The sequence below is a fragment of the Erythrobacter sp. S249 genome (assembly GCF_057364975.1).
Genome location: NZ_CP200287.1, coordinates 1,749,457 through 1,772,656, shown reverse-complemented (window position 1 = coordinate 1,772,656; position 23,200 = coordinate 1,749,457). Strand labels below are relative to the sequence as shown.

General features: G+C 51.5%; 19 protein-coding genes. 14 read left to right on the top strand and 5 right to left on the bottom strand.

The features are described 5' to 3' along the window. The first annotated feature begins 29 nt into the window (after nt 1-29). From AC0V6V_RS08355 to AC0V6V_RS08320, 8 genes are all read left to right on the top strand, one after another. Complete coding sequence (locus tag AC0V6V_RS08355) at nt 30-617, top strand: acyltransferase (protein WP_486166070.1); 588 nt, start codon at nt 30-32, stop codon at nt 615-617. After that, complete coding sequence (locus tag AC0V6V_RS08350) at nt 614-1,717, top strand: DegT/DnrJ/EryC1/StrS family aminotransferase (RefSeq protein WP_486164941.1); 1,104 nt, start codon at nt 614-616, stop codon at nt 1,715-1,717. The genes AC0V6V_RS08355 and AC0V6V_RS08350 overlap by 4 nt, the downstream gene beginning before the upstream one ends. Further along, nucleotides 1,704-3,002 carry a lipopolysaccharide biosynthesis protein gene (locus tag AC0V6V_RS08345; protein ID WP_486166292.1) on the top strand — a complete coding sequence of 433 codons (1,299 nt, stop codon included), beginning with the start codon at nt 1,704-1,706 and terminating at the stop codon, nt 3,000-3,002. Before AC0V6V_RS08350 ends, AC0V6V_RS08345 begins: the two co-directional genes overlap by 14 nt. 3 nt (nt 3,003-3,005) lie before the next feature. After that, nucleotides 3,006-3,986, top strand: a complete 981-nt coding sequence (locus tag AC0V6V_RS08340; RefSeq protein ID WP_486164939.1) for a sulfotransferase family protein — start codon at nt 3,006-3,008, stop codon at nt 3,984-3,986. A 216-nt stretch (nt 3,987-4,202) separates the two neighbouring features. Then, nucleotides 4,203-5,405: a sugar transferase gene (locus AC0V6V_RS08335; protein ID WP_486164938.1), complete on the top strand. Its 1,203-nt coding sequence runs from the start codon at nt 4,203-4,205 to the stop codon at nt 5,403-5,405. A 249-nt stretch (nt 5,406-5,654) separates the two neighbouring features. After that, a complete protein-coding gene (locus AC0V6V_RS08330; RefSeq protein ID WP_486164937.1) occupies nt 5,655-6,569 on the top strand; it encodes a glycosyltransferase in 915 nt (304 codons plus the stop codon). Continuing rightward, the gene (locus AC0V6V_RS08325; RefSeq protein WP_486164936.1) at nt 6,569-7,738 is read left to right on the top strand and encodes a hypothetical protein; all 1,170 of its coding nucleotides are present in this window, start codon (nt 6,569-6,571) and stop codon (nt 7,736-7,738) included. Before AC0V6V_RS08330 ends, AC0V6V_RS08325 begins: the two co-directional genes overlap by 1 nt. A 147-nt stretch (nt 7,739-7,885) precedes the next feature. Next, nucleotides 7,886-9,109: a glycosyltransferase family protein gene (locus AC0V6V_RS08320; RefSeq protein ID WP_486164935.1), complete on the top strand. Its 1,224-nt coding sequence runs from the start codon at nt 7,886-7,888 to the stop codon at nt 9,107-9,109. A gap of 14 nt (nt 9,110-9,123) precedes the next feature. On the opposite strand, the gene rfbA is transcribed toward AC0V6V_RS08320, so the two are convergent. Genes rfbA through rfbC form a run of 4 tightly spaced genes read right to left on the bottom strand, consistent with a single transcriptional unit; the run spans nt 9,124 to nt 12,489 of the window. After that, nucleotides 9,124-9,999: a glucose-1-phosphate thymidylyltransferase RfbA gene (rfbA, locus tag AC0V6V_RS08315; protein WP_486164934.1), complete on the bottom strand. Its 876-nt coding sequence runs from the start codon at nt 9,997-9,999 to the stop codon at nt 9,124-9,126. A gap of 4 nt (nt 10,000-10,003) precedes the next feature. Beyond that, nucleotides 10,004-10,870, bottom strand: a complete 867-nt coding sequence (gene rfbD, locus AC0V6V_RS08310) for a dTDP-4-dehydrorhamnose reductase (RefSeq protein ID WP_486164933.1) — start codon at nt 10,868-10,870, stop codon at nt 10,004-10,006. A gap of 9 nt (nt 10,871-10,879) precedes the next feature. After that, on the bottom strand, nt 10,880-11,938 hold the full coding sequence (gene rfbB, locus AC0V6V_RS08305; protein ID WP_486164932.1) for a dTDP-glucose 4,6-dehydratase: 1,059 nt from the start codon (nt 11,936-11,938) through the stop codon (nt 10,880-10,882). Beyond that, on the bottom strand, nt 11,935-12,489 hold the full coding sequence (gene rfbC / locus AC0V6V_RS08300) for a dTDP-4-dehydrorhamnose 3,5-epimerase (protein ID WP_486164931.1): 555 nt from the start codon (nt 12,487-12,489) through the stop codon (nt 11,935-11,937). Before rfbC ends, rfbB begins: the two co-directional genes overlap by 4 nt. 216 nt (nt 12,490-12,705) lie before the next feature. Between rfbC and AC0V6V_RS08295 the strand changes: the two genes are divergently transcribed. From AC0V6V_RS08295 to AC0V6V_RS08280, 4 genes are all read left to right on the top strand, one after another. Next, entirely contained in the window at nt 12,706-14,136 is a 1,431-nt protein-coding gene (locus AC0V6V_RS08295) for an O-antigen ligase family protein (protein WP_486164930.1), read from the top strand. Between the two features lie 2 nt (nt 14,137-14,138). Continuing rightward, nucleotides 14,139-14,897, top strand: coding sequence for a polysaccharide biosynthesis/export family protein (locus AC0V6V_RS08290; protein WP_486164929.1), 759 nt, complete (start codon nt 14,139-14,141; stop codon nt 14,895-14,897). Continuing rightward, nucleotides 14,894-17,074: a GumC family protein gene (locus AC0V6V_RS08285; protein ID WP_486164928.1), complete on the top strand. Its 2,181-nt coding sequence runs from the start codon at nt 14,894-14,896 to the stop codon at nt 17,072-17,074. The genes AC0V6V_RS08290 and AC0V6V_RS08285 overlap by 4 nt, the downstream gene beginning before the upstream one ends. 182 nt (nt 17,075-17,256) lie before the next feature. Next, entirely contained in the window at nt 17,257-18,324 is a 1,068-nt protein-coding gene (locus tag AC0V6V_RS08280; RefSeq protein ID WP_486166291.1) for a hypothetical protein, read from the top strand. A 110-nt stretch (nt 18,325-18,434) separates the two neighbouring features. Here AC0V6V_RS08280 and AC0V6V_RS08275 read toward each other — a convergent pair whose 3' ends face one another. Beyond that, the gene (locus AC0V6V_RS08275) at nt 18,435-20,354 is read right to left on the bottom strand and encodes a polysaccharide biosynthesis protein (protein ID WP_486164926.1); all 1,920 of its coding nucleotides are present in this window, start codon (nt 20,352-20,354) and stop codon (nt 18,435-18,437) included. Nucleotides 20,355-20,682: 328 nt separating this feature from the next. Between AC0V6V_RS08275 and wecB the strand changes: the two genes are divergently transcribed. Continuing rightward, nucleotides 20,683-21,819 (top strand): non-hydrolyzing UDP-N-acetylglucosamine 2-epimerase, encoded by a 1,137-nt coding sequence (wecB, locus tag AC0V6V_RS08270; RefSeq protein WP_486164925.1) that lies wholly within the window; start codon nt 20,683-20,685, stop codon nt 21,817-21,819. Nucleotides 21,820-21,915: 96 nt separating this feature from the next. Continuing rightward, entirely contained in the window at nt 21,916-23,181 is a 1,266-nt protein-coding gene (gene wecC, locus AC0V6V_RS08265) for a UDP-N-acetyl-D-mannosamine dehydrogenase (protein ID WP_486164924.1), read from the top strand. The last annotated feature ends 19 nt before the right edge of the window (nt 23,182-23,200 follow it).

The following is a 23,200-nucleotide window of genomic DNA, read 5'->3' as shown; positions in this document are numbered from 1 at the left end:
GTGAGCTCATGACTTTGCAAGAAAATAGTGTGAGCTTTTTCCAACATGCAAGCGCCATAATCGATGAAGGTGCTCAAATTGGCGAAGGGAGCCGTGTGTGGCACTTTGTTCATGTTTGCAGTGGAGCGCGAATTGGTAAAGGTGTCTCACTCGGGCAGAATGTATTTGTTGGCAGCAAAGTTGTAATTGGCGACAACTGCAAGGTGCAAAACAACGTGTCAGTTTATGACAATGTGACGCTAGAAAATGGCGTTTTTTGTGGACCTTCGATGGTGTTTACTAACGTATACAATCCGCGAGGATTGATAGAGCGTAAGGATCAATATCGTTCGACTTTGGTTAAACAAGGTGCAACTTTAGGAGCTAATTGCACTATTGTGTGCGGAATCTCTGTGGGCGCTTATGCCTTCGTCGGTGCGGGCGCAGTGGTGAACAAGGACGTTCCTGATTTTGGGCTTGTTGTGGGTGTTCCTGGTCGACAAATTGGCTGGATGAGTGCTTACGGCGAGCAGCTCGAGTTGCCGCTAGAGGGTGAAGGGCAGGTGATTTGCAGCCATACTGGTGATAGTTACACTCTTCGAGGCACTGCTGTGGTTCGGAAACAGGCTGAAAAATGATTCCATTTGTAGATTTAGCTGCTCAACAAGCTCGTTTGCGCGAGGATATTGACGCCGGTATCGCTCGCGTGTTGAGCCATGGAAAGTATATTCTCGGGCCGGAAGTCTCTGAGCTTGAGGAGAAGCTGGCTGCCTATACTGGCGCGAGCGAGTGCATCACTGTTGCCAATGGCACAGATGCATTGCAAATCGCCCTCATGGCCCTTGGTGTGGGGCCTGGCGATGAAGTGATCACGCCAGGTTTCAGCTACATTGCCACGGCTGAAACCACCGCGGTGCTGGGCGCAAAGATAGTCTACGTTGATATAGATCCTGTGACTTTCAACATGCAGCCTGCCTTGCTCGAAGCCGCGATCACATCAAGAACGAAAGCTATCATCCCGGTTTCACTCTACGGCCAGCCCGCAGACTTTGATGCGATTAATTTGATCGCAGCAAAGCACGGCTTGCCAGTTATTGAAGATGGGGCTCAGAGTTTTGGTGCCAGCCAAAATAGCCGTAAGAGCTGCAACCTATCCACGATTGCGTGTACGAGCTTTTTCCCTTCAAAGCCGCTCGGCTGTTACGGCGATGGAGGAGCTATTTTCACCTCTGAACCCGAGCTTGGGAAGCAGCTGCGTAAGATTGCGCGGCATGGCCAGACGAAAAGGTACTATCATGAATGTGTCGGGGTAAACTCTCGACTAGACACGCTGCAGGCGGCGATTTTGTTGCCCAAGTTGGCTATTTTGGATGACGAGATTGCTGCTCGGCAACGGATTGCAGATATTTATGTGGAGCGACTAGGCGGTCACAACCATTTGAAAATGCCGACCATCACGCATGGGAACACATGTGCTTGGGCTCAGTTTACCGTGCAGGTCAATAATCGCGAGGATATTCAGGCGCGGCTGAAGCAGCTTGGCGTCCCAACAGCGGTCCATTACCCACTCCCGCTCAATCGGCAACCGGCCGTCGCCGATCACAATGTCTCACTTGTTGAAGGAGACCGCGCTGCTGAGCAAGTGATGAGCTTGCCGATCCATCCCTATTTGGCCGATCGCGACATTGATCAAGTTACGGACGGCCTGGGGCAGGCGGTTTTCAGTGTCTTTGGCTAAGTCCTTGCGCAATCGCTTTTCCAGTCTTCTGGACAGCACTTTCTTGCAAGATATTCTAAAACTAGCGTCCGGTACTGCGTTAGGCCGGATAATTTCGATTGCTGCGCTGCCCTTGGCAACACGCTTGTACTCTCCAGAAGATTTCTCGATCTTAGCGGTTTATCTCTCGGTGGTTAGTTTGGTCTCAGTTATCTCTTGCTTTCGTCTTGAAATCGCGATCCCCATAGCCGACAACGACGGGGATGCTGCGAATTTGTTGGCTTTGGCGCTTCTCGGCCTCACCTCAGTTACGGTGCTTTGCTCTGTTTTAGTATGGTTTCTCCCAACGCAGTTGGCGACTTGGCTCGGTTCTCCAAAGTTCGCTCCATATTTGTGGTTAATTCCGATTGGAGTTTGTGCAGCCGGAAGTTACGCTGCCATCCAGTTTTGGTCCACGCGGGCACGCCGCTTCGGAGACATCGCTCGCACACGTGTCAGTCAAGCTTTGACCGGGGTTGCCATTTTGGTTGCGTTCGGGTTCGCTGGCTGGAGGCCGATAGGTCTTTTGCTCGGCAATGTGGCCAATATTGGGGCTGGGAGCCTCAGTTTGAGCATGCGAGCGCTTCGCTCAGATTGGTCCGTGTTCCGGCAAATCTCATTCAGCAAGATGAGAGCTTCCCTGAAGAGGCACTACCGATTTCCATTATTTTCGACACCTGAGGCATTGCTGAATATTGCAAGCCTTCAAATCCCTATTCTTTTAATCGCTGCAAACTCTGCAACCGAGGCTGGATTTTTGTATCTCGCCACTCAAATCATGTCTGCGCCGATGTCTCTTTTGGGCGCATCTATTGCGCAGGTGTATGTCTCACGGGCGCCAGAAGCTATGGCGGATGGTAAACTCCACCAGCTCACATCAAAAATTATGAAGCGACTTTTTTGGGTCGGCGTCGGGCCAATACTCCTTGTCGCAATTGCGTCGCCCTTGATTGTTCCGTTTGTGTTTGGCAGCGAATGGACGCGGACAGGGTTCATTGTGACATGGTTGGCGCCGTCAATTTTGCTTCAATTTATCGCATCGCCAGTCTCGATGGTGATGATGGTCGCCGATAAACAGAAGAAACTCCTGTTCGCGCGCTTTTTCACTACAATTGCCCGAATTGGGGCCGTGGTGATTGCGATCAACTATATCAATGAGCAGCCCATGATCGAGGCTTATGCAATTGTGAATGCAATAGTATACTTTTGTCTAGGACTCTTGTTTTTGGATTCATCAAGAATCGATAATAATAAAAGAAAAGCCTAATAAATGTCTGACTCAAAATCCATAATTCTTGGAAACGCACCTAGCTCTGGCAGTACTCTGCTGGTGACATTATTAGGCGGGCATCCTGAAATATTTCAAACGCGAGAATTGAACGTCTTTGACAAACCTGATTGGTGCGCAGACCGCATTCCCGATTTGAAAAGCAATTGGACTCGTCATGCAAAGCGGGGATACCACATTCATTATCCGTTTGAGCAAGCTGCTATGTTTAACGGCTTTGCCAAAATTCCGGAATTTTCCCAATCGCCCAGTGACTACGTTGGTTTCGCGCTTTCAGAAATGCAGAGGCTAGCTGCGTCCGCAGACTGCTCCTCATTTGTGGAAAAGACTCCGAATAATATTTTTTCGTTTCCGCACCTTCATTTGAGACTTCCGGATGCAAAATTTGTTATGATCGTGAGGCATCCTGTTTCCGTTTATAAGTCGCTGCGCAAACGCGGCCTTCAACCATTCGTTTGCGTCGGGCGCTGGTTTTTTGCGAACCTTATTGTTCATGAAATGGCGAAGCGCGACCGTGTCTTGGTTGTGAAATACGAGAACTTAACGGAGGATCCTACGCTCGAGCTGGATCGAATATTTGACTTTCTTGGAATGAGCGCGCCGCCGCCTTCCGTACTTGAGGACCGCAAAGAAGCAGATACGGTGGAGTTGTCGAGCTGGGAGCACGACGTGCGGGGCCCAATCAAGTCGAAAAAAGTTAGTAATGTTATTCCTGATGAAATGGCGGCAATGTTTCTACACATGCGGGCCAACCAGTATTTTTGTGATTACACGGGCATCGAGTGCTCTGGCATGTCCCCGCCACAGCTAGCTGAAGCTCTGGGTTATAGCGTTATCATGAACGAGCCTAGCGCGTCGAAAAAGCTTGGTTTGATGGAACTTTCGAATGTCTATTTGAGGTACCTGGCTGCGAGTTTAAAGTATAAGAGGTTTCTACGGGGGGTGTGGCATCAGTGGCAATGATTGGGGCTGGCCGAACAACTTTTCAGAAAGAGGTTTAGGGGTTGGAGCGCGACTTTTCTGAAAGCCTTCATCGCTTGTGGGCGCGGCAACACAGCTTTGTTGGCCAAAATTCTTAATAAGAGTGCCTTGGGCTCTTGTTGTACTCTCGTAGATAAACGACGATCTGGCAAAGGCTGGCATAGACGCCTCGGACCTAATTAGAAGGTGAAGATACCATTGAAGATCGCAATAACCGGAGCCTCTGGGTTCATCGGTCAGCAGCTCGTTCCGCTCCTAAGGAAGGGCGATCATGAGCTGTTAGTGATCGGACGCGATAGTGAGCTTTTGGCGCAATTATACCCAGGCGTTTCAGTATCTTCTTATTCTGAGCTCGCTGATCAAGCGCAGGGCTATAATGTTCTCGTGCATTTGGCGGTGGCAAACAATGATAGCGATCTATCCGAAGCTGAGATTTTTGAAGTTAACGTCGACTTCATGCGTCAGGTCGCGCTTGAAGCGAAGGCCGCTGGCATAGAGCAATTTGTGTTCACCTCATCCGTGCATGCATTGGATGAAACGAACAGTTCAGCATATGCTAGGAGCAAACGAGCTGGAGCAAAAGAGCTCGAGGCGATCCAGGGCTTGCGATCAGTCGCAGTTTTCTTGCCCGCGATGTACGCAACGCAGTGGGCTGGTCGTCTTTCGTTTCTCAATCACCTGCCCGCAGTGGTTGCCCGCGGTCTGTTCTCGATGGCAGCTGCGTTGTTACCAACAGGTCATATTCAGCTTTTGGCGGATTATGTAAGTAAGCGCGGACCGCAAGAAGATGCTGAGGTGTCTGTCATTCTGGCCGATGATAAAAGCAAGAACCTTTTGTATAGCGGCTTTCGGTGGCTGATCGACAAAACATTTGCGGTTGCTGTGATTGCATTGTTTTGGTGGTTGCTGATTGCTTTTTGGGTGGCGATAAAGTTGGACAGCACGGGGCCCGGTGTGTTTGCACAAACTAGGATTGGGCGTGAAGGTAAGCCGTTCATATGCTACAAATTTCGGACAATGACGCTCGGCACTAAGCAGGCTGGAACCCATGAAGTTTCCGCAGCGTCGATAACAAAAATCGGAGCGTTCATGCGGCGCACTAAAGTGGATGAGCTGCCCCAGGTGGTGAACATTCTCAAAGGTGAAGTCAGCCTGATTGGGCCAAGACCTTGCTTACCTGTGCAGGTGGAATTGATTGAAGCGAGGCGTGAGCGTGGCGTACTCGATATTCTGCCAGGCATAACGGGCCTGTCGCAAATTCGTGGTATTGATATGTCGGAGCCACAACGGCTTGCAATATCTGATCAGAGATATGCCAAGCTGCGGTCTTTGGTCCTAGATGCAAAAATTATGCTGGCGACAGCTGTGGGGCGTGGACAAGGCGACAAGGTCGTAAAATAGGCCGGATTAAGCCGAGTGAGCAAAGTTGCCTTTTGAAAGCTAAGGTGTAGCTACTGTGGGACAGCCTGTCGTGAAAGCTATGGACCTCGCAGCGGCTATAAGTTAGCCCCCACACCTCGATGTGTGATTGCGCGGAAGCCTCTGCGATTCACTGATGACAAACCTGCTTCATGGTCTCTGCGGATCAAACTCCACCTTCCTGTGAGGTTGGGTTAGAGAGAATGGGGCTTGGAAATTTGCAAGGCGACCATGACGCGAATTGCTGTTCTGTTAGCCTCCTACAATGGTGCTGAGCATATTGAGGATCAGTTAGATTCGATCTTCTCCAACGATGGCTTCGACATTGAGGTTTTTGTCAGCGATGATGGATCGACGGATTGTACCTGCGATATTGTCAATGCATATCGGCGGGGCAAAGTGACCTTGCTGCAAGGCCCTAAGGCGGGCTCGGCTGGGCAGAATTTCATTTTTCTAGTGCGAAATGCGCCGTGGGAAGAGTTTGAATACGTCGCGCTTTGTGACCAAGATGATCTGTGGTTACCCGACAAGCTGGCTCGTTCGATTCAAGCCCTGAATACCCACAAAGCGGATGCAGTATCATCTGATGTCGAGGCCTTTTGGCCTGATGGCCGAGCGACCCTAATTAAAAAGTCCTATCCCCAGACGCGATTTGACCATTTCTTTGAGGCGGCGGGACCGGGTTGTACATATGTCTTCACTCGAGCAACAGCGACAGACCTGCGACATTTTCTGAATGATCAGTGGGAAACCGTATCGAAGGTCAGTGCGCATGACTGGCTGTTCTATGCTTTCACGCGGGCTAGCGGCAAAAAGTGGTATATTCTGCCGTGCTCGACAATGCGCTACCGTCAGCATGACAACAATGTTGTTGGAGCGAATGAGGGCATCGGCGCCGCCTGGCAACGGTTGAAGTTGCTAGACGGTGGCTGGTATTCGAGCGATATGCAAAAAATTATGGAGCTTATGGATGCCCCTGCCTTTCTGAGGGCTGCTCGGCAGCCAAATGGCTGGATTGGGCTAATCCGCCTCCTAGCAAAAGCGCGCCATCTTCGGCGCAGGCCAAAGGAGAAAGTGACGATTGTCCCAGTTTTGCTCCTTATGTACCTGAAGCAAAAGCGGTTCTTTGAAGGGGTGGAGGCGTAATGGTCCTGAACAAAAGGGATCAGCTTCAGATCGTCGTTTTGGCGATCCTGTTTGGGCTGTTGTTTCGCTTTGCCTTAGCGCCAGCCGATGAACCAGACTTCATCATTCGTGTGCTCGGCGTGTTTAACTCTGAAGTAAGACAATATTCCCCCTACTTTTTTGTTCCAGACTGGGCTGAAATCAAGTTGCGTTCGTTGCTCTGTGCGCCGGAAGCGCACGTTCCAGGACTATACTACGATCTTAAAGGTGCCCACTGTAGGTCGTCCATCAGCCTTACGTTGATACGCTTTGCTGTCTACGCGGCCCACGTCCTGTTTCTAGCGTTCGTTATCCATCTGATCGCCCGTAATCACCGTGCTGTGCGAGGATATATCGGTAGCAAATCAATGCTGCAGGCCACCCTGCTGACGTTGTTGCTCCCTGCATATGTCTATTATTTGCTTGTGTTCTCGCAGGAAACTTGGGTTCTAGCGCTCTCCACATTAGCAATCTTCTTTTTCAATAGACCTCTGATTTTCGCTGCAATTTTTGCCGTTGCGTTTGTATTTGATAGCGGGAACGCAATCTTGCTCTTATTGTTTTGGGGTTTCAGGCTTTCTACACGGTTCATGTTCCACAATGCAGGTCTACGTACGACGATTGCTATATTTTCTATCGCCTTATTGGTTTTGTACGTGTTTGGCACTGATTTCATCCAAAATATTGGGTCGCTTGTTTCGTTCAGTAGCGAATTGTCGGCTGTCTCTGCAGCGTATAATAGTGAGCGAGGCATAGAGGTTATTGAAAAGTACCCCCTCTTCTTGAGGCCGGGTATTACGTTCATGACCTTCACATTCATGACACCTTCAGGCGTTATTTTTGCACCCCTCACTTTTCTTTTTGGCCTTCTGTTCTTGAAAGAAATATTTCGGTCAATTAAGTTTTTCAATAATATTGAGAAACATGAATATTTCAGAAAAGACCTGTACTTCGAATTTTACTGTGCTCTCGCTTTCATAATCGCCATCGTCTTTGTGTTGCCTGGCTATACAAATGCAAAATACTATGTGTTTTTGACTCCTATTATATTGGGCCCGTTTGTGCAGCACTATGGATTTAGAAAGGTTGGTAGCACCTTAGTTTGGGCCAACATCCTTCTTGGTGTAGGGTTGCTCGCTTCCAACATATAATACGAGCATAGCCTTGAATGACATGCTCTTCGGCGGCATTAGCCGTGCGGTTTTATCGATGCTTTTCACGTTGTTGCCTGACACGTAGCTCAGCGGGGCGGTCGCAACGAAAAGTCATTACAGGTGCAGCATGAGAGGCTACAAACAGTGATTACATATCTCACGTGGGGAGAAACGCCTCGCTCTTATGGGGTCTTTGGTTCGCAGCCTATCGGCCAGTTCCTTCATAACAGTGCCGCTGCTCCTGAATTTGAATATCAGTTCGTTTCTGGTGTGCCGATCGTTCATAGTGGGCTCGTGCGCGAGCGACTTGGCTATCGTGACGAATTGCGAAAAGTCTCCGACATGCTTGGCCGGATACCATTTTCGATCGTTTGGATACGAACTCTCCAAAGTGACATCAACTCAGATGAGCGCAAATTTCATCGTTTACATCCGAGCGGTGCGCATCGCGCGTTGGCAGAGAAGTTGAAGGGGAGTGCAGTTGTTCACTGCCGCTCATACCACGCAACCTACGCTGCACTTAGGGCTCGAGAGACGTTTGGGCTGCCCTATTCAATTATCTTTGATGCTCGAGGGCTATGGCCGGAGGAGGTTGCTTACCGCTTGAATTACAATGAGAAAATATCAGCACTTTTGTTTCGGAAGAAAATTGAGAAAATGCTGATCGAGGGCACCGATTGCATCGTGTCTGTATCGCATACGATGCAAGAGTATTTTAGAGAGTTGGGTAGCACAGATTCAGAGTGTGTATTGCTCAGCTGCGACACAAAACTCGCCAAGCAATTCCCAAAGCATAAAGACCCAAACAAGGAAAGCTTTACTCTAAGCTATTGCGGAGCTTTAGGCCACTCGACTTGGCATGATCCAACTGTTCTCGCTTTACTATATGCAAAATTCAAAACTGAATTGGGCAATACGCGCTTACATTTGATCACAACCAGCCCGAAGTCTGATTTTGTCGACGCTTTTTCGGATTTGTCCGACAAGGAGCTCCGAATTACTTCTGCCTCTTCTGCTAGTCAGGTTTACGAATACCTGTCCCAAGGCGACTTTTTTGCGCTAGCCTATCGCCTGCCGCAGAATGAAATTGAAGAGCGCCTCGCGCACTCAGTTTTGGCCACAAAGACGGCGGAGTACAGCGCTTTTGGAAGTACAGTGCTTTGCAATAGATATTGCGGAGGCGCTGCTCGGATCGTTGAGGACAATAGGTTAGGCATCGCCTATGACCCTCATACCCATGATGAGATCACTCGAGATAAGCTGCGTGCCGCCTACTTGACGGAGCCCGATAATGCGTTGGTTGACGAACTGTTTTCGTTTGAAAGCCACGCGAAGCAGTATGCTGAGTTGTATCGTCGGCTGAGCTAGCTCGGCTAAGCGTCCTATTTTTGGGGAAGGAGCCCCTCTAAATATTGGCCATATGCGTTTTTTCCGAAGACGCTGGCACGCTCTGCCAGCTCTCTGTCAGAAATCCAGCCCTGTGAGAAAGCTATCTCGTCTAGGCTGCCAGTTTGCATTCCCTGCCGCTGTTCAAGCGTGCGTACAAAGTTGCCTGCATCCAACAAACTAGCGTGAGTGCCTGTGTCCAGCCAAGCAAAGCCCCGCCCCATAAGGCTAACGTTGAGAAGATCATCTTCTAGATAGCTTTCGAGCAGCGTGGTGATTTCCAGCTCGCCGCGCTCAGATGGTTTAACTTTCGCTGCACGTTGTGGTGCACTCCCATCGAGAAAGTAGAGTCCGGTAACGGCATAATTTGATGCAGGACGCCTTGGCTTTTCTACAATCGACTGGACTGACCCATCATCGGCAAAATCGACAACACCGTACCGCTCAGGATCAGCAACGTGATAGCCAAAAACTGTGCCGCCTTCTGTTCGTGCCGAAGCCTGCAGCAACAATTCGGATAAGCTGTGGCCGAAAAAGATATTGTCTCCCAGCACCATGGCCGAAGGGGAGCCAGAGAGGAACTCTTCGGCAAGAGTGTAGGCCTGAGCCAATCCGTCAGGGCTGGGTTGTTCGATATAGGTAAGGTTGATGCCCCATTGGCCGCCATCTCCGAGCGTGCGCTTGAATTGCTCTTGATCTTCTGGGGTTGTGATCATAGCGATTTCACGGATACCGGAGAGCATGAGTACGCTCAGGGGATAATAGATCATCGGCTTGTCGTAGATGGGCAACAGCTGCTTCGACACACCTACAGTTACTGGATAGAGCCTAGTGCCTGATCCACCGGCTAAAACGATACCTTTGCGTTGCATTTCGCTAGACTTTCTCTTCTGAAATTTCTGTCAAAACCATGCGCAAATGTTCTCGCCAGTCTGGCCGGTGAATGCGGAAAGCTGACAGTGTGGTTGCGCAATTGAGCTTCGAATTCTTGGGGCGGACAGCCTTGGTTGGGTAGTCTGCGCTTCTGATGTCGATTACCTCACATGGTAGTTCCGCTTGCGCGAATATCTCTCTTGCAAATTCAGCCCAAGAGACGTCGGGCGCGCCAGAGAAATGGTATGTGCCAGATTTCGCAATGTCGGACTTTAGTTGTCCAGCAATATCGATACATGCCGCTGCGATCGCCAAGGCTGGCGTTGGCCCGCCTATTTGGTCGGCGACAATAGTCAATTTATCTCGTTCTGATCCGAGCCGCAGCATGGATTTGACGAAGTTTTGGCCATGTGAAGCAAATACCCATGATGTTCGCAGAATGGCATAGCGGCGACAATTTTGCGCAATTGCGCGTTCGCCTGCAAGTTTCGTTCTGCCATAAGCCGAAGCGGGTCCCGACGGATCATCTGTTCGCCAGGACTGGTCACCGCTGCCATCGAAAACATAGTCGGTGGAAATATGGACAAACGGAATATCATTTGTTGCGCATGCGCGGGCCATTGCGGCTGGAGCTTCTGAATTGATCTGCCCTGCCAACTCCTCCTCATCTTCGGCTTGATCCACCGCCGTGTAAGCAGCTGCATTGATCACAGCTGACGGGGAATAACGTTCGATTGCGGAGGCTAATGTTGCGCCATCTCGGAGATCTACGTCCTCTCGGCAGAGCGCCAAGAGCTGATCTTTGTCGGGCACAAGCCTCTGAAGGCAATGCGCAACCTGACCAGTCTTGCCAAAAACTAAGATACTCATGATAATCTGCTATTTGCCCGAACCAAGGCGTTCGCCAACGCCTTTGCGGCTCATCAACGGTCGCCACCAATCCTCATTATCCAGATACCATTGGACGGTGCGCTCTAGGCCTTCTTCGACAGTGACGGAAGGTCGCCAACCCAATTCATTGCGGATGCGACTTGGGTCGATTGCATATCGAGCGTCATGGCCTGGGCGATCCGCCACGAACGTAATTAAGTCGCTGTACGGAACGCCATCTTCTAGTGGCCGAAGGCGGTCCAATATTTGGCAGATCGTTTTCACAAGTGTGAGGTTGCTACACTCATTTTCACCGCCAATGTTGTAGGTGCGCCCGATTTCGCCCTTTTCCAACACCAACAGCAGCGCATCAGCATGGTCTTCCACGAACAACCAGTCACGAACGTTCGAACCGTCGCCGTAGATAGGCAAAGGCTTACCATGCAAAGCGTTGATAGTGATTACAGGGATGAGTTTTTCGGGGAAGTGATAGGGGCCATAGTTGTTTGAGCAATTTGTTATCAAGACAGGCAAATCATAGGTCTCCGCCCACGCCCTTACGAGGTGGTCAGAACTGGCTTTTGAAGCTGAGTATGGGCTTCGCGGATCGTATGGTGTGCTCTCGGTGAATTGGATCGCGGGATCATCCGGGAGAGATCCATACACTTCGTCAGTGCTGATGTGATGAAAACGGAAAGACCTCGGTTTGTCTCGTTCGAGCCAATATGTCCTGGCTACATCCAACATGTTGAACGTGCCCAGTATGTTGGTTTCAATGAACTCTGCCGGGCCATCAATAGAACGGTCTACGTGACTCTCAGCTGCCAAATGCATCACCAAATCAGGTTGATGATCAGAGAAAATACGCCTCAGTTCATGGCGGTTTCTAATGTCGGCATGTTCGAAAGTGTACCGCTCGCTTCCTGCTACGCTTGCTAGGTTATTCAGGCACGCCGCATACGTCAGTGCGTCGAGGTTGACGACACTATGCCCGCGTGAAATAGCCAACCGTATGACTGCTGAGCCAATGAAGCCAGCGCCGCCTGTAACGAGTATTTTCACAGTCATTTTCCGTATAAAAAGGGTGAATTCCAGCTTTCAAAAGCCTCGGCGTTTGCGTCTTTGTCCGAAAGGATGGGATCGCCGAACAATTCCCAGTCGACACCTGCGCTATCCCAACGCACAGAGCCATCGCTGTCAGCGCAGTAGACGTCGGTTACTTTGTATTGCACCTCTGTGTCGGGCAGGCGCGTAACGAACCCATGCAGGAAGCCCTTCGGCACTAAGAGTTGCTTGCCATTTTCGGCCGTCAACTCAACCGCTAGGGAGTGGCCAAAGCTTGGCGACCCAACGCGGGCATCGACCGCCACATCGAAAATTGCGCCGCGAGAGCATCGAATCAGCTTGTCTTGCGCGTATGGTGGCGCTTGATAATGCAAACCTCGCAACGTACCGACTTCGGCAGAAAACGAGTGATTATCCTGAACAAAATTGAGATGAAGGCCGGCCTTTTCCATCGCGCTAGCTTTCCAGGTTTCAGAAAACCAACCGCGTTGATCGCCGAAACGCTTTGGCGAAATAACGAAGACGCCCTCTAAATCTGTCTTTTCGATTTGCATGTTTGCCTATGACCTTGAAGGGCGGAACGGAAGCTGCTCCGACGCAGCATCAAGCAGATCATGGGCTTATAACGACCTTGGTTGCCTATGAAAACCAGTATGTCGAAACGGAGAGGTGCCGCTGCTGAGGCCTGCTCAAGTTTGACTTGCCAAGGCCTCTGTTAACACTCTACTGCTCACCTCCATTTAGCCGATCATCGGCATAGAGAAAAGACCTTGCCCTCTTCCATTCAAAACACTTTTTCGCCGCAGGATAGATCGCGCGTTTTGGCTTGGGGTGTGCTGGGTCTATTGGCCTTCATCGTGGCTGCGTTCGGTGGTACTTCGCGTGCAGATCTCCCGCAGATCATCGCCCTGCGACCGCTTACCGCCTTGATGATAATACCCGCTTTGTATTGGCTGACTTGGGAAAAGACGAAGCCACTGCGGTTTTTGCTCGGCCTAGTCTGCTTTTTGCTTTTGTGGATGGCAATTCAGCTCATACCTTTGCCGACTTCGCTTTGGCACTTATTACCAGGTCGAAAACCGATCACGGAACTGGACGCCTTGCTTGAACAGAGTGATTTGTGGCGGCCGATATCGCTGGCTCCGACCAGCAGCTGGAATGCGTTAGCGAGCCTGATTGTCCCGATAGTAGGTTTATTGGCTGCCGCGAGTGTGCGAGCGCACTCTCGCATGCTGTTGCTCTTGCTTGCCGGGCTTGGCTTGCTTGATGCAGCGCTTGGCCTGCTCCAATTGGCTGCCCCTGGAAATGCGCTTTACTTTTATCGGATCACCAATGAGGGTGGCCCGGTTGGCTTGTTTGCAAACGAAAATCACTCTGCTACTTTTTCGGCAATTTGCTTGTTGGTCGTTAGCTACCTTGCGATCGGATCTTCCAAATCCAAAGACCCAGCCTGGTTGCGCTTCGTCTACCCACCTGCCTTCGTTCTGATATTGCTAGCGATTTTGGTGAATGGATCTCGTGCCGGGTTGATTTTTGGTCTGTTTTCGCTGCTTGTGTCATTGCTGATGTTTCGGCCGCCAGGGCAGAAATTGCGCAAGCGCAAGCACAAGACGCTTGCGCTTGCTAAGCTCCAGGTTAGCAAGGAAAGCACGACGCGATGGGCGTTTGTCGCCGCACTGGCTATCATCGCCTCTCTGATTTCAGCCTTCGTGCTGTTCAACGATGTGCCTGCATTAGAGCAATTGCTCGATGATGAGCCATTCGAAGATTTGCGCGCGGACCTGTTTCCAATCCTTAGCCAGATGGCATCTACTTTTTGGGTGGTGGGGATCGGGTTTGGTGCCTTCAAGGACGCATATCATCAGTTCGAGCCGACTGAATTGCTTATGCCGAATTATGTCAATCAGGCACATAACGACTGGATGCAGATCATTATTGAAGGGGGTCTGCCGGCTACCCTTCTGCTTATCACTTTGCTGCTTTGGATTGGATCAAACCTTCGCAAGCTTGTTAAGCAACAGGGCTTGTTTGCGAAGTCTACCTTACTTTGGGCAGCTACCGTCGCGATATTGGGGGCAGCTTCGGTAATTGACTATCCTTTGCGTGCTCCCCTCATGCAATTGGTTGCTGTTTGGCTTTTGGCGAGCTTGGCTCTAAAGAATTTCGAGCTCGCAGCATATGCGCGAGGAAAAAGTGATTAATTGTGACAACCGATATCTTCAACTTTTCATTCAAGGCTCTGCTTTCAATGTTTGATCTCAAACGGCTGCTGGCCTGCTTGATGGCCGCCTCGCTTGTTGGTGCTTGCAGCTCTCAGCGCACTTATGGTGCAGCGAGCAATATCGAGGTTACAGACCTCGAGGCACTGCCCGTTCCGCAAGATAACTTTTTCTATGCGATTGGACCTCAGCAACTGTTGAACATCACGGTTACGAATTCCGAGTTGCTAAGCGGAACCTATCTGACCGACGGCGCGAGCAGGATAGATTATCCGCTTGTTGGCCCGATCGAACTCGCCGGAGAGACACCCAATTCGGCTGCACGACTGATCGCCAGTAAATTGCAAGGGCGGGTTGTAAAGAACCCTCAGATAACTGTAATTCCAGAAGAAATTGAGCCACTCACATTTTCGATTGGTGGGCAAGTCGATACGCCGGGGAATTATCCTGTAAGTAGCAACTTGACTTTGATGCGCGCATTCAACGCAGCTGGAGGCCAGACAGAGTATTCCGATCTGAAACAGGTTTTGGTTTTTCGCGATATCGGACCGCAAACTTATATTGGGGTGTACAATCTTCAAGCAATCCGTGGTGGCAATATTGAGGATCCCAAGCTCTACCCTAACGACGTTGTTATGGTAGGCGACTCGGCGGCTAGGCGCAGACTGGAAACGATCCTCTCGTTATTGCCTAGTGCCATCAGTGCGGCCGTTCTCATTGATCGCTTGGGGACTGAAAATTGAGCAATAGCCAGCAGTCTTTCGCCGGCCAGGATCCGGCCGTCCTTAATCGTGGCGATAGCGGCGGATATGACTATTCGACCGAGAGCGGTGAGCTATCAATTGATTTTGAGCGTTACTGGAATGAAGCTCTTGCCATCAAATACTGGTTGGCGGGCCTAGTGATTGCCGGGCTTTTGCTAGGGGTTATCATAACTCTGCTAAGCACCCCACTGTACAAAGCTAATTCAAGAATCGAGGTTTCGCAGGCGGTGGCTAATGTCACTGACCTCGACCCGCTAACTGCAGAAAGCAACATCTCTGAGCTGCAGTACCTCAACACCCAATATGAATTGCTTGTATCGCGGTTTATGGCAGAGCGTGCGAATGAAGCGGGCAATCTTGAGCGCGATCAGGAATTTCTTGAGGCCTTCGGTCTAGGCGAAGACGGTGCAGCAACAACGCAACAGGTTTTAGACACACTGCTTGACAACATCTCAGTGGAACCAATTGAGCAGTCGAGTTTGGTCGATGTCGGTTTTTCAAGCGCATCGCCGCGAATCTCAGAGCAGATCACCAACCTTTGGGCTCAAGAGTTTATCGCAGCAAACTATGAAAAACGCTTCGGCGACAACATTGAAGCTAGGGAATTCCTGCGTGACCAGATCGATGAATTGCGCGATCAGCTCGCGGTGTCGGAACAAGAATTGGTCGAGTATGCCAGCGCCAATGGCATTTTAGTTCTAAGCCGCAGTTCATCTGACGCCGCAGGCTCAGAGTCGGCGAGCCAAACACTAACTGGTGCAGAATTGAGCGCATTTAATGAAGCTCTTGCTGCAGCGGTTACAGAACGTATTGCTGCTGAAGCTGAGCTGAGCTCTATCGGAACAGGCAGGGCCGTTACATTGCCTGTGTTAACCGACCGCCTGGCCCTTGCCAAAGCCGAGATGGCTGAACTTTCTGCGAATTTTGGCCCGGAATACCCTCCTCTGAGAGAGGCTACTGCAAAGGTGGCCTCGCTGGAAAGAGTGATTACCGAAAGTAATAGTGAAGTGAATTCGGGCTCGCGCGCGGCGGCGCTTGCTAAACTTGAGGCTGCACGTGCTCAGGAGGGTCAGCTTCGCCGGCAACTTCTTTCGGTCAAATCAAACTTTCTCACCCAGCAAGATCAGGGGATCCGCTACGGTATTCTCAAACGTGAAGTGGACACAAATAGAGAACTGTACGACAGCTTGCTGCAGCGCTTGAAAGAACTTGAAGCAGCGGGAGCCGGTCAAAATAACATCAAGCTGATCGATGCGGCTGAGACTCCTCGGTTCGCTTACTCGCCATCTTGGGCTTTGAACTTGGCAATTGCCTTTTTTGGCTCCCTTGGAATTGCGGCACTGCTGTTGTTTGCAAGGGTTGCGATGAGTCAGACCTTGCGTGATCCGCAAAATGTGAAGTCGGAGCTGGGGGTTGCCTTGCTTGGCGCTATTCCGCGAAACGACAGTCCGGAACTCGTCGGGCAAGTGGCCGAGCGCTCTTCAGAGGTCAGCGAAGCATATGCCTCCGTGCGGACAAACCTTACGTTCCTAACCGCAAACGGCGCACCAAAAACTTTGATGCTAACCTCGTCAGTGCCGTCGGAAGGCAAATCGTTTTCGTCATTGGCGCTTGCTGCGAGCTTTGTTCATTTGGGCAAGAGAACGCTCCTGCTGGATGCCGATTTGCGTAAGTCGGTGTTGGCAGCGACGCTTAATGTTACCCCTCGGCACCCGCAGGGTTTGGCTGGCCTACTTTCTGGGCAATTGGACAACCTACGTGATAGCGTTGAACATTCCGAAGAGTTTGGCTTTGACTACCTGTTGGCAGGTCCAGTACCACCCAACCCGGTTGAACTGCTCGCGGGGCAGAGACTTGGTGAAATCCTTGAGGACGCGAAGTCTCAGTATGATCAGGTAATTATCGACGGAGCTCCGGTTTTGGCTCTTGCTGACGCGCTTGAACTATCCAAATCTGTCGATGGTTTGATTTATGTGATTGAGGCGGATCGAGTAAAGGTTCGTGCAATTGGCCGAGCGCTTGATCGATTGCGTTCAGCCGGTGCAAACATAAATGGTGCGATCGTCACGAAGATTGATCAACGTCAGTCTGCCTATGGTTATGGCGAGGGCTATGGCTATGGCTACGGTTATGGCCGTGATGACGCGGACGAGTAATTCGCCACTTTTAGGGTCTTAGGGTCACGGCTATGAACAGCTTGCGATGGGGGCGATTGCTACCAATTTGTGTAGCCGCAATCGTGCTCGCATTCCTATTGGCGCTGCAGTCAGCGAGTGGCGTTTTGCTTCGGTCTAATCCCGAATTGTCGCTTCAACTCAATCCAAGAAATGGCTTGGCTATGAGCCGGCTAGCAATGCAAAGGCTTGCGGAAACCCAAAAAGAGGCGGCCTCTGGCGCTGACAACGGCACGTCAGTCCCAGGTGCTTCATCCGTTGGCCTGGATATAGGTAGGCTGAGAGGAGAGGCGCGGGATTCGTCGCCATTGGCCGATAAAGCTTTTGAGAATGATCCAATCAACCCAAGCGCGTTGGCACTGATAGCGCTGGCACAAGACAGTGAGGCAAGGCGGCGCGCATTTTTGACGTCTGCGCTAAAGCTTCACCGTCGTTCACTGTCGCTCCAAGGCGTTGCTCTGGACCAATATGGCAGAGATGACGACTTGCGAGCGTTTGTTGAGACGCTGGATAAAATCCTGCGAGTACATCCGGAGCGATTGGCTGAATTTGGCCCGGTCTTGCAACGGGCACTCACTAACCCTGAAACGCTCCCGGTTTTTGCTTTTGCATTCAGAAATGAATCACCTTGGCAACAGCGGTTCTTGCAATTGGCTGCCGCCGACCCGGACGCGGTCGTCAACGCTGCCTTGCTCAGCCAACAAATTCCTTATCAAAGCGATTCTTTGGACCAACTGCTGATTGATCGGTTGGTCGCGCGTGGCTATCTTGCTGAGGCTCAAGCCCAACTTGAATGGGTCCAAGAAACGAAACGCGTCGTGCAAAGAAGTAATTGGCCGACAATGTACTCACCGCTCGATTGGCGTTTTGCCGACAGTAAGGACTTACGAGCTCAGCTGAGCCGAGACGAGAGTGCCGTGGAGATCTTCGTGCGGTCGGGCAGTGGCGGAGTGTTGATGTCGCGGACCATTCCTGCACCTCGTCCTCTCCGTACAATCCAGATTGCTCACTCAGTTGAGCCTGAAGATCAGCTGGAGGCTGTTCGGCTGCGTTTGTACTGTGATGGGGTCAGAACGCCGTTTGTAGATCGCAGTTTCGCTACTCTTGATCGAAGCGTCAGTTTGGATAACATGCCGCAGGATTGCCAATTTATGACCATCCAAATCCACGGTCGTTCGTTTACTGGACGGTCGGCGATTAAGGGGGAAATTGAGAGCGTCACTGTCTCTTAGCGGCGTAATGCCCCTCAACAATCCACTCTCGCATCTAGGGCTGCGATCATTTTGCTACTAGGTCCGGCATCGCGTGACTTGTTGGTTGAGCGATATGGCGCAATACAGTCTTACGTTCCTGATCTCGCGGAGGGGCTGCCGCCTTTGAAGGTAAATTCTGGAACCACTTGCTGAAGCAACGCAATCAAGTGCTGTTCCTCTTCTAATTGTCCTAATCGTTCAACGATCTTGGTGATTTCCGGCCACGCAAGGAAATTTTCATGGGCTTTGAAAATTCGGGTATGATTGGTCGCTTGCGCTTCGTCTGAAATCAATAGTTCTTCGAACAGTTTTTCGCCTGGTCGCAGGCCTACCTCTTGTATCTCAATGTCGCCGCTGGGGTTATCTTCATCACAGACTTTTAAGCCAGACAGCTCGATCATTGTTCGGGCAAGGTCATAGATTTTTATCGGTTGTCCCATATCCAATAAGAAAACCTCTCCACCCTTCGCCATACCAGCGGCTTGAATCACCAGATTAGCCGCCTCGGGAATGGTCATGAAAAACCGGGTAATTGCCCTGTCGGTGAGGGTGATTGGGCCGCCCGCAGCGATCTGCGCCTCGAAGCGAGGTACGACTGATCCGCTCGACCCCAGTACATTTCCAAAACGCACCATTGAGCAGCACATTTCACTTTGCTCTTCAGCAAACGCCTGCACTACCAGCTCGGCGGTGCGCTTGGTTGCCCCCATAACATTGGTAGGACGGACTGCCTTGTCAGTGCTAACCAAAGTGAAACTCCGCACACCTGAACTGCTGGCCGCCTTCATCACTTCCAGTGTTCCAGAAATGTTATTGCGGGCCCCTTCGATCGGGTTGGCTTCGACCAACGGCACATGCTTGTAAGCAGCGGCATGATACACGGTATCAATGTCATGATGCGCGAAAATATGTGCCAATCGCTCAGGATTGGTTACCGAGCCCAAAATTGGGATGATCTCGCAGGGTGAAGCTTGCACAGTCGCTTGCTGCGCAAGCAGTTCACTGTCAATGCTGTAGAGAGCAAACTCATTCTGATCGAACAACAACAGTCGCCGTGCACCAATCTGGACAGCTTGACGGCAAAGCTCGCTTCCGATCGAACCGCCTGCTCCAGTGATCAGAACCGTTTTTCCAACAATCGTGCGGCCAAGAAGTAGCTCGTTGGGCTTAACGGCCTCACGGCCCAAAAGATCGTCAATCTCGACGGGCCGAATGTCACTCAACGAGACCTGGCCGTCTACGATATCCCGGGCCCTTGGTAGAATTTTCACATCCACGTCAAATTCTCGCAAATGACGCAATATCTCTTGTTGCCGTTGCCGCGAGATGCGCGGCAAAGCGAGCAGAATGTCCGTAATCTGTCGACGGTCGATCAGGGCACCTAGCTTCGTGCTTCCAAAAACTGGTGCACCGTCGAGCCATTGCCCGGCTAACCGTATATCATCATCGATAAAGCCGACCGTTTGCATCAGCGGATCAGAACGGATGGAACTCGCGAGTTGCTGTCCGGCACGGCCTGCTCCGTAGATCAGGACTTTGCGCACTTCACCTTGGGTATTTCCGCGCTCTAATATGTCGATAAAGAAATAGCGTGCAGCGATCCGTGAACCGACCACTAAGAGAAAGAAAGTAAACGGCTGAAGCAAGCCCATCGTTCGCGGCACGCCTGCAAACCCATATACCATGAACGCACCGAACATCGCGGCCGTGTAGATGGAGAATGGCGGCGCGAGGGTGCGCATCATGCCCACACCTGCATACCGGAAGATGGTGTTGTAGACCCCTGACGACCAAAAGATCGGGACCATCAGCGCAACGCCGCCAGTGAGCAATCGGATAATGGGGTCAGAAAATAATTCCCATTGACCCACGCGCAGAGAATACGCGATCCAGACTGATAAGATGAGCAAGCAAAAATCTTGAGCGAACACCATGGCCCGTTTTCGAGCACGGGACCATTGCGACATCTTTTCAAGAATGCCGACAACTAGGGATATCAATAATTGCATGAGAATTGCACTTGTGCTGTTCAGTCTGCGAGAATTACGTCAGTTTATACGTCGTTCGCATGAGTTGCAACAAATTGAACAACCTCTTCGTCCAAGCGCTATTCACTGCTTGATGCAGAGAAAGAAATTTTGCCGCAAAGCACGCCAATGTGGATCGTGAAGTCGCAAACTAGTTGTTTTCGGGGGAGATGCAGGCTTCGACCAAACTCGATATTTAGATCATATTCTCTAGAAATTCTGAAGCGATCACCAAGTGATCGTTTACCCAAAGTTGTGATGTGATAAGCCCAGCTCAGAAATGAAAAAAGGCAAAGCAAAGAGCACTGATTTGGCCCAAAAAACTGCCCCTAAGGTTCTCGTCATTTTCGGCACGCGGCCAGAGGCCATTAAGCTGTTTCCGGTCGTGCAGGCTTTGTCAGCGACCGAGGGCTTGGAGCCGATCGTATGCGTCACAGCGCAGCATCGAGCGATCCTTGATCAAGTGCTCGAGATTGGCCAGATTTCGCCCGACTTTGATCTTGATATCATGCAGCCTGATCAAACGCTTGATGCACTAACATCGCGGCTTTTGCTGAAAATTGGTGCTGTGATGGATGAGGTCAAACCTGATCGTGTGCTTGTTCAGGGCGACACGGCAACCGCGATGGTAGGGGCGCTGGCCGCCTATTACCGGAAAATCCCGGTTGGCCATGTCGAGGCTGGCCTGCGCAGCTACAACATCTATCACCCTTGGCCGGAAGAGGTGAACCGCAAGATGATCGGCACCATCGCCGATTTGCATTTTGCGCCAACGCAGACTTCGGCTGAAGCCTTGATGCGAGAGGCCGTCCCTGAGGCGCAGGTCCACATCACAGGCAACACTGTGATTGACGCCTTGCACTGGGTGACGCAGCGCATTGCCGATAACCCGGGCCTCGCCGGCGGTTTGGATGAGCTTAAGCAGCGATTTGCTGGCAAGCGTATCATTGGAGTGACCAGTCACCGACGTGAGAACTTTGGCGGAGGGTTGGAGAATATCGCCGGGGCCATTGCTGAATTGGCCACGCGTGATGATACCGCGCTAATCTTTCCGGTCCATCCGAACCCCAATGTGCGCGCGGTGATGGATCAGGAGCTAAAGGGGCTGAGCAATGTCGCGATGATCGAACCGCTTGATTATCCGCATTTCGTGCATTTGCTTGAGCTGGCAGACATCATGCTGACCGATAGCGGCGGCGTCCAAGAAGAGGCTCCTGCGCTGGGTAAGCCGGTGCTGGTGATGCGCGAGACCACCGAACGTCCAGAGGGGGTTGCCGCGGGGACCGCAAAGCTGGTGGGGACTGATCATAAGGCCATTGTCGAGGCCGCCACGGCCTTGTTGGATGATCCGGGCGCTTATGCCGCGATGGCGCAGGCGCATAACCCGTTTGGCGATGGACACAGCAGCGCGCGGATCGCAAAACTGCTGCTTGATCAGCACTCATAAGCCGGCGGCGCGGCGCGCCCAGAGTATCGTTACCGCTAAATTTACCTGTTTGCTCCAATGACCTCAGACTGTTTTGGTTTTGAGGCAAACTCTTTCATGCGCGGCGATGATCAACCCACTGTCTGTGTTATTGGCCTAGGCTATATTGGACTGCCCACGGCGGCCGTTATCGCCCGCACGGGCATGCGCGTGCACGGGGTCGATGTGTCCTCGGAGGTGGTCGACACGATCAACCGCGGCGAAATTCATATCGAAGAAGTCGATCTCGATGGCCTAGTCCAAGGCGTAGTGCAGCGCGGATTTCTGAAGGCATCGACCGAGGTTGCAAGCTCAGACGTCTTTGTGATTGCGGTGCCAACACCATTTGAGAAAGATGGATCGCACACGCCCGACATTTCTTATGTCCTTGCGGCTGCAGAAGAAGTGGCGAAGGTGCTGAAGAGCGGCGACACGATCATTCTTGAATCCACCTCGCCAGTGAAGACAACTGAGAAAATCCGCGATTCTATCGCTGCGAAGCGTCCTGATCTGGCGATGCCTGGCCTAAGCGAGGGCACGCCGGATGTCGCGATTGCCTATTGTCCCGAACGTGTCTTGCCCGGGCGCATTCTGGAAGAATTGATCAACAATGATCGCTCAATCGGCGGAATCACGCCGCGCTGTGCGCGCAAGGCGCTGGCCTTCTACAAACGTTTCGTGCGCGGCGCATGTGTCACGACCGATGCACGCTCCGCTGAAATGACGAAGCTTGTTGAGAACGCTTACCGCGATGTGAACATTGCCTTTGCCAATGAGCTCTCGATGATTTCTGACGCGATGCAATTGGATGTTTGGGAAGTCATCAAGCTCGCCAATCGCCATCCGCGCGTCAATATCCTGCAGCCAGGGCCCGGAGTGGGCGGGCATTGTATTGCGGTCGATCCATGGTTCATCGTGAACGGCGCGCCCGATGAAAGCCCGCTCATCCGAACCGCGCGGCAGGTCAATGATGGCAAAATCCATCATGTGATTGCCAGGGCGCAGGCTCTGGTGAAATCCAACCCTGACGCAAAAATCGCCTGTCTTGGCTTGGCGTTCAAAGCCAATATCGACGATCTGAGAGAGAGTCCCGCGCGGCTGGTGACGTCAACATTGGCGCGCGAGTACCGAGAGCGCATTCATATTGTCGAACCCTACATTGCCGATCTGCCGCTCGAGCTTAAGGGCACAGGCGCGCGGCTGTGTGACATCGATACTGCGATTGAAGAATGCGACGTGATGATCGTGCTCGTCGACCACGACCTCTTCAAATCCGTGCCCTTGGCCGAGCGTGCTGACAAACAGGTTTATGACACGCGCGGAATCTGGCCTGACCAGCCTTAGCGGGCATCGCTTGTCGCCG

Bases quoted from the DNA above. Each gene is read 5' to 3' on its own strand.
- AC0V6V_RS08350 (WP_486164941.1), top strand. From the start codon at position 614: ATGATTCCATTTGTAGATTTAGCTGCTCAACAAGCTCGTTTGCGCGAG.
- wecC (WP_486164924.1), top strand. From the start codon at position 21,916: ATGCGCGGCGATGATCAACCCACTGTCTGTGTTATTGGCCTAGGCTAT.
- AC0V6V_RS08275 (WP_486164926.1), bottom strand. From the start codon at position 20,354: ATGCAATTATTGATATCCCTAGTTGTCGGCATTCTTGAAAAGATGTCG.
- AC0V6V_RS08280 (WP_486166291.1), top strand. From the start codon at position 17,257: ATGAGCCGGCTAGCAATGCAAAGGCTTGCGGAAACCCAAAAAGAGGCG.
- rfbB (WP_486164932.1), bottom strand. From the start codon at position 11,938: ATGACTGTGAAAATACTCGTTACAGGCGGCGCTGGCTTCATTGGCTCA.
- AC0V6V_RS08340 (WP_486164939.1), top strand. From the start codon at position 3,006: ATGTCTGACTCAAAATCCATAATTCTTGGAAACGCACCTAGCTCTGGC.
- rfbD (WP_486164933.1), bottom strand. From the start codon at position 10,870: ATGAGTATCTTAGTTTTTGGCAAGACTGGTCAGGTTGCGCATTGCCTT.
- rfbC (WP_486164931.1), bottom strand. From the start codon at position 12,489: ATGCAAATCGAAAAGACAGATTTAGAGGGCGTCTTCGTTATTTCGCCA.
- AC0V6V_RS08325 (WP_486164936.1), top strand. From the start codon at position 6,569: ATGGTCCTGAACAAAAGGGATCAGCTTCAGATCGTCGTTTTGGCGATC.
- AC0V6V_RS08330 (WP_486164937.1), top strand. From the start codon at position 5,655: ATGACGCGAATTGCTGTTCTGTTAGCCTCCTACAATGGTGCTGAGCAT.
- rfbA (WP_486164934.1), bottom strand. From the start codon at position 9,999: ATGCAACGCAAAGGTATCGTTTTAGCCGGTGGATCAGGCACTAGGCTC.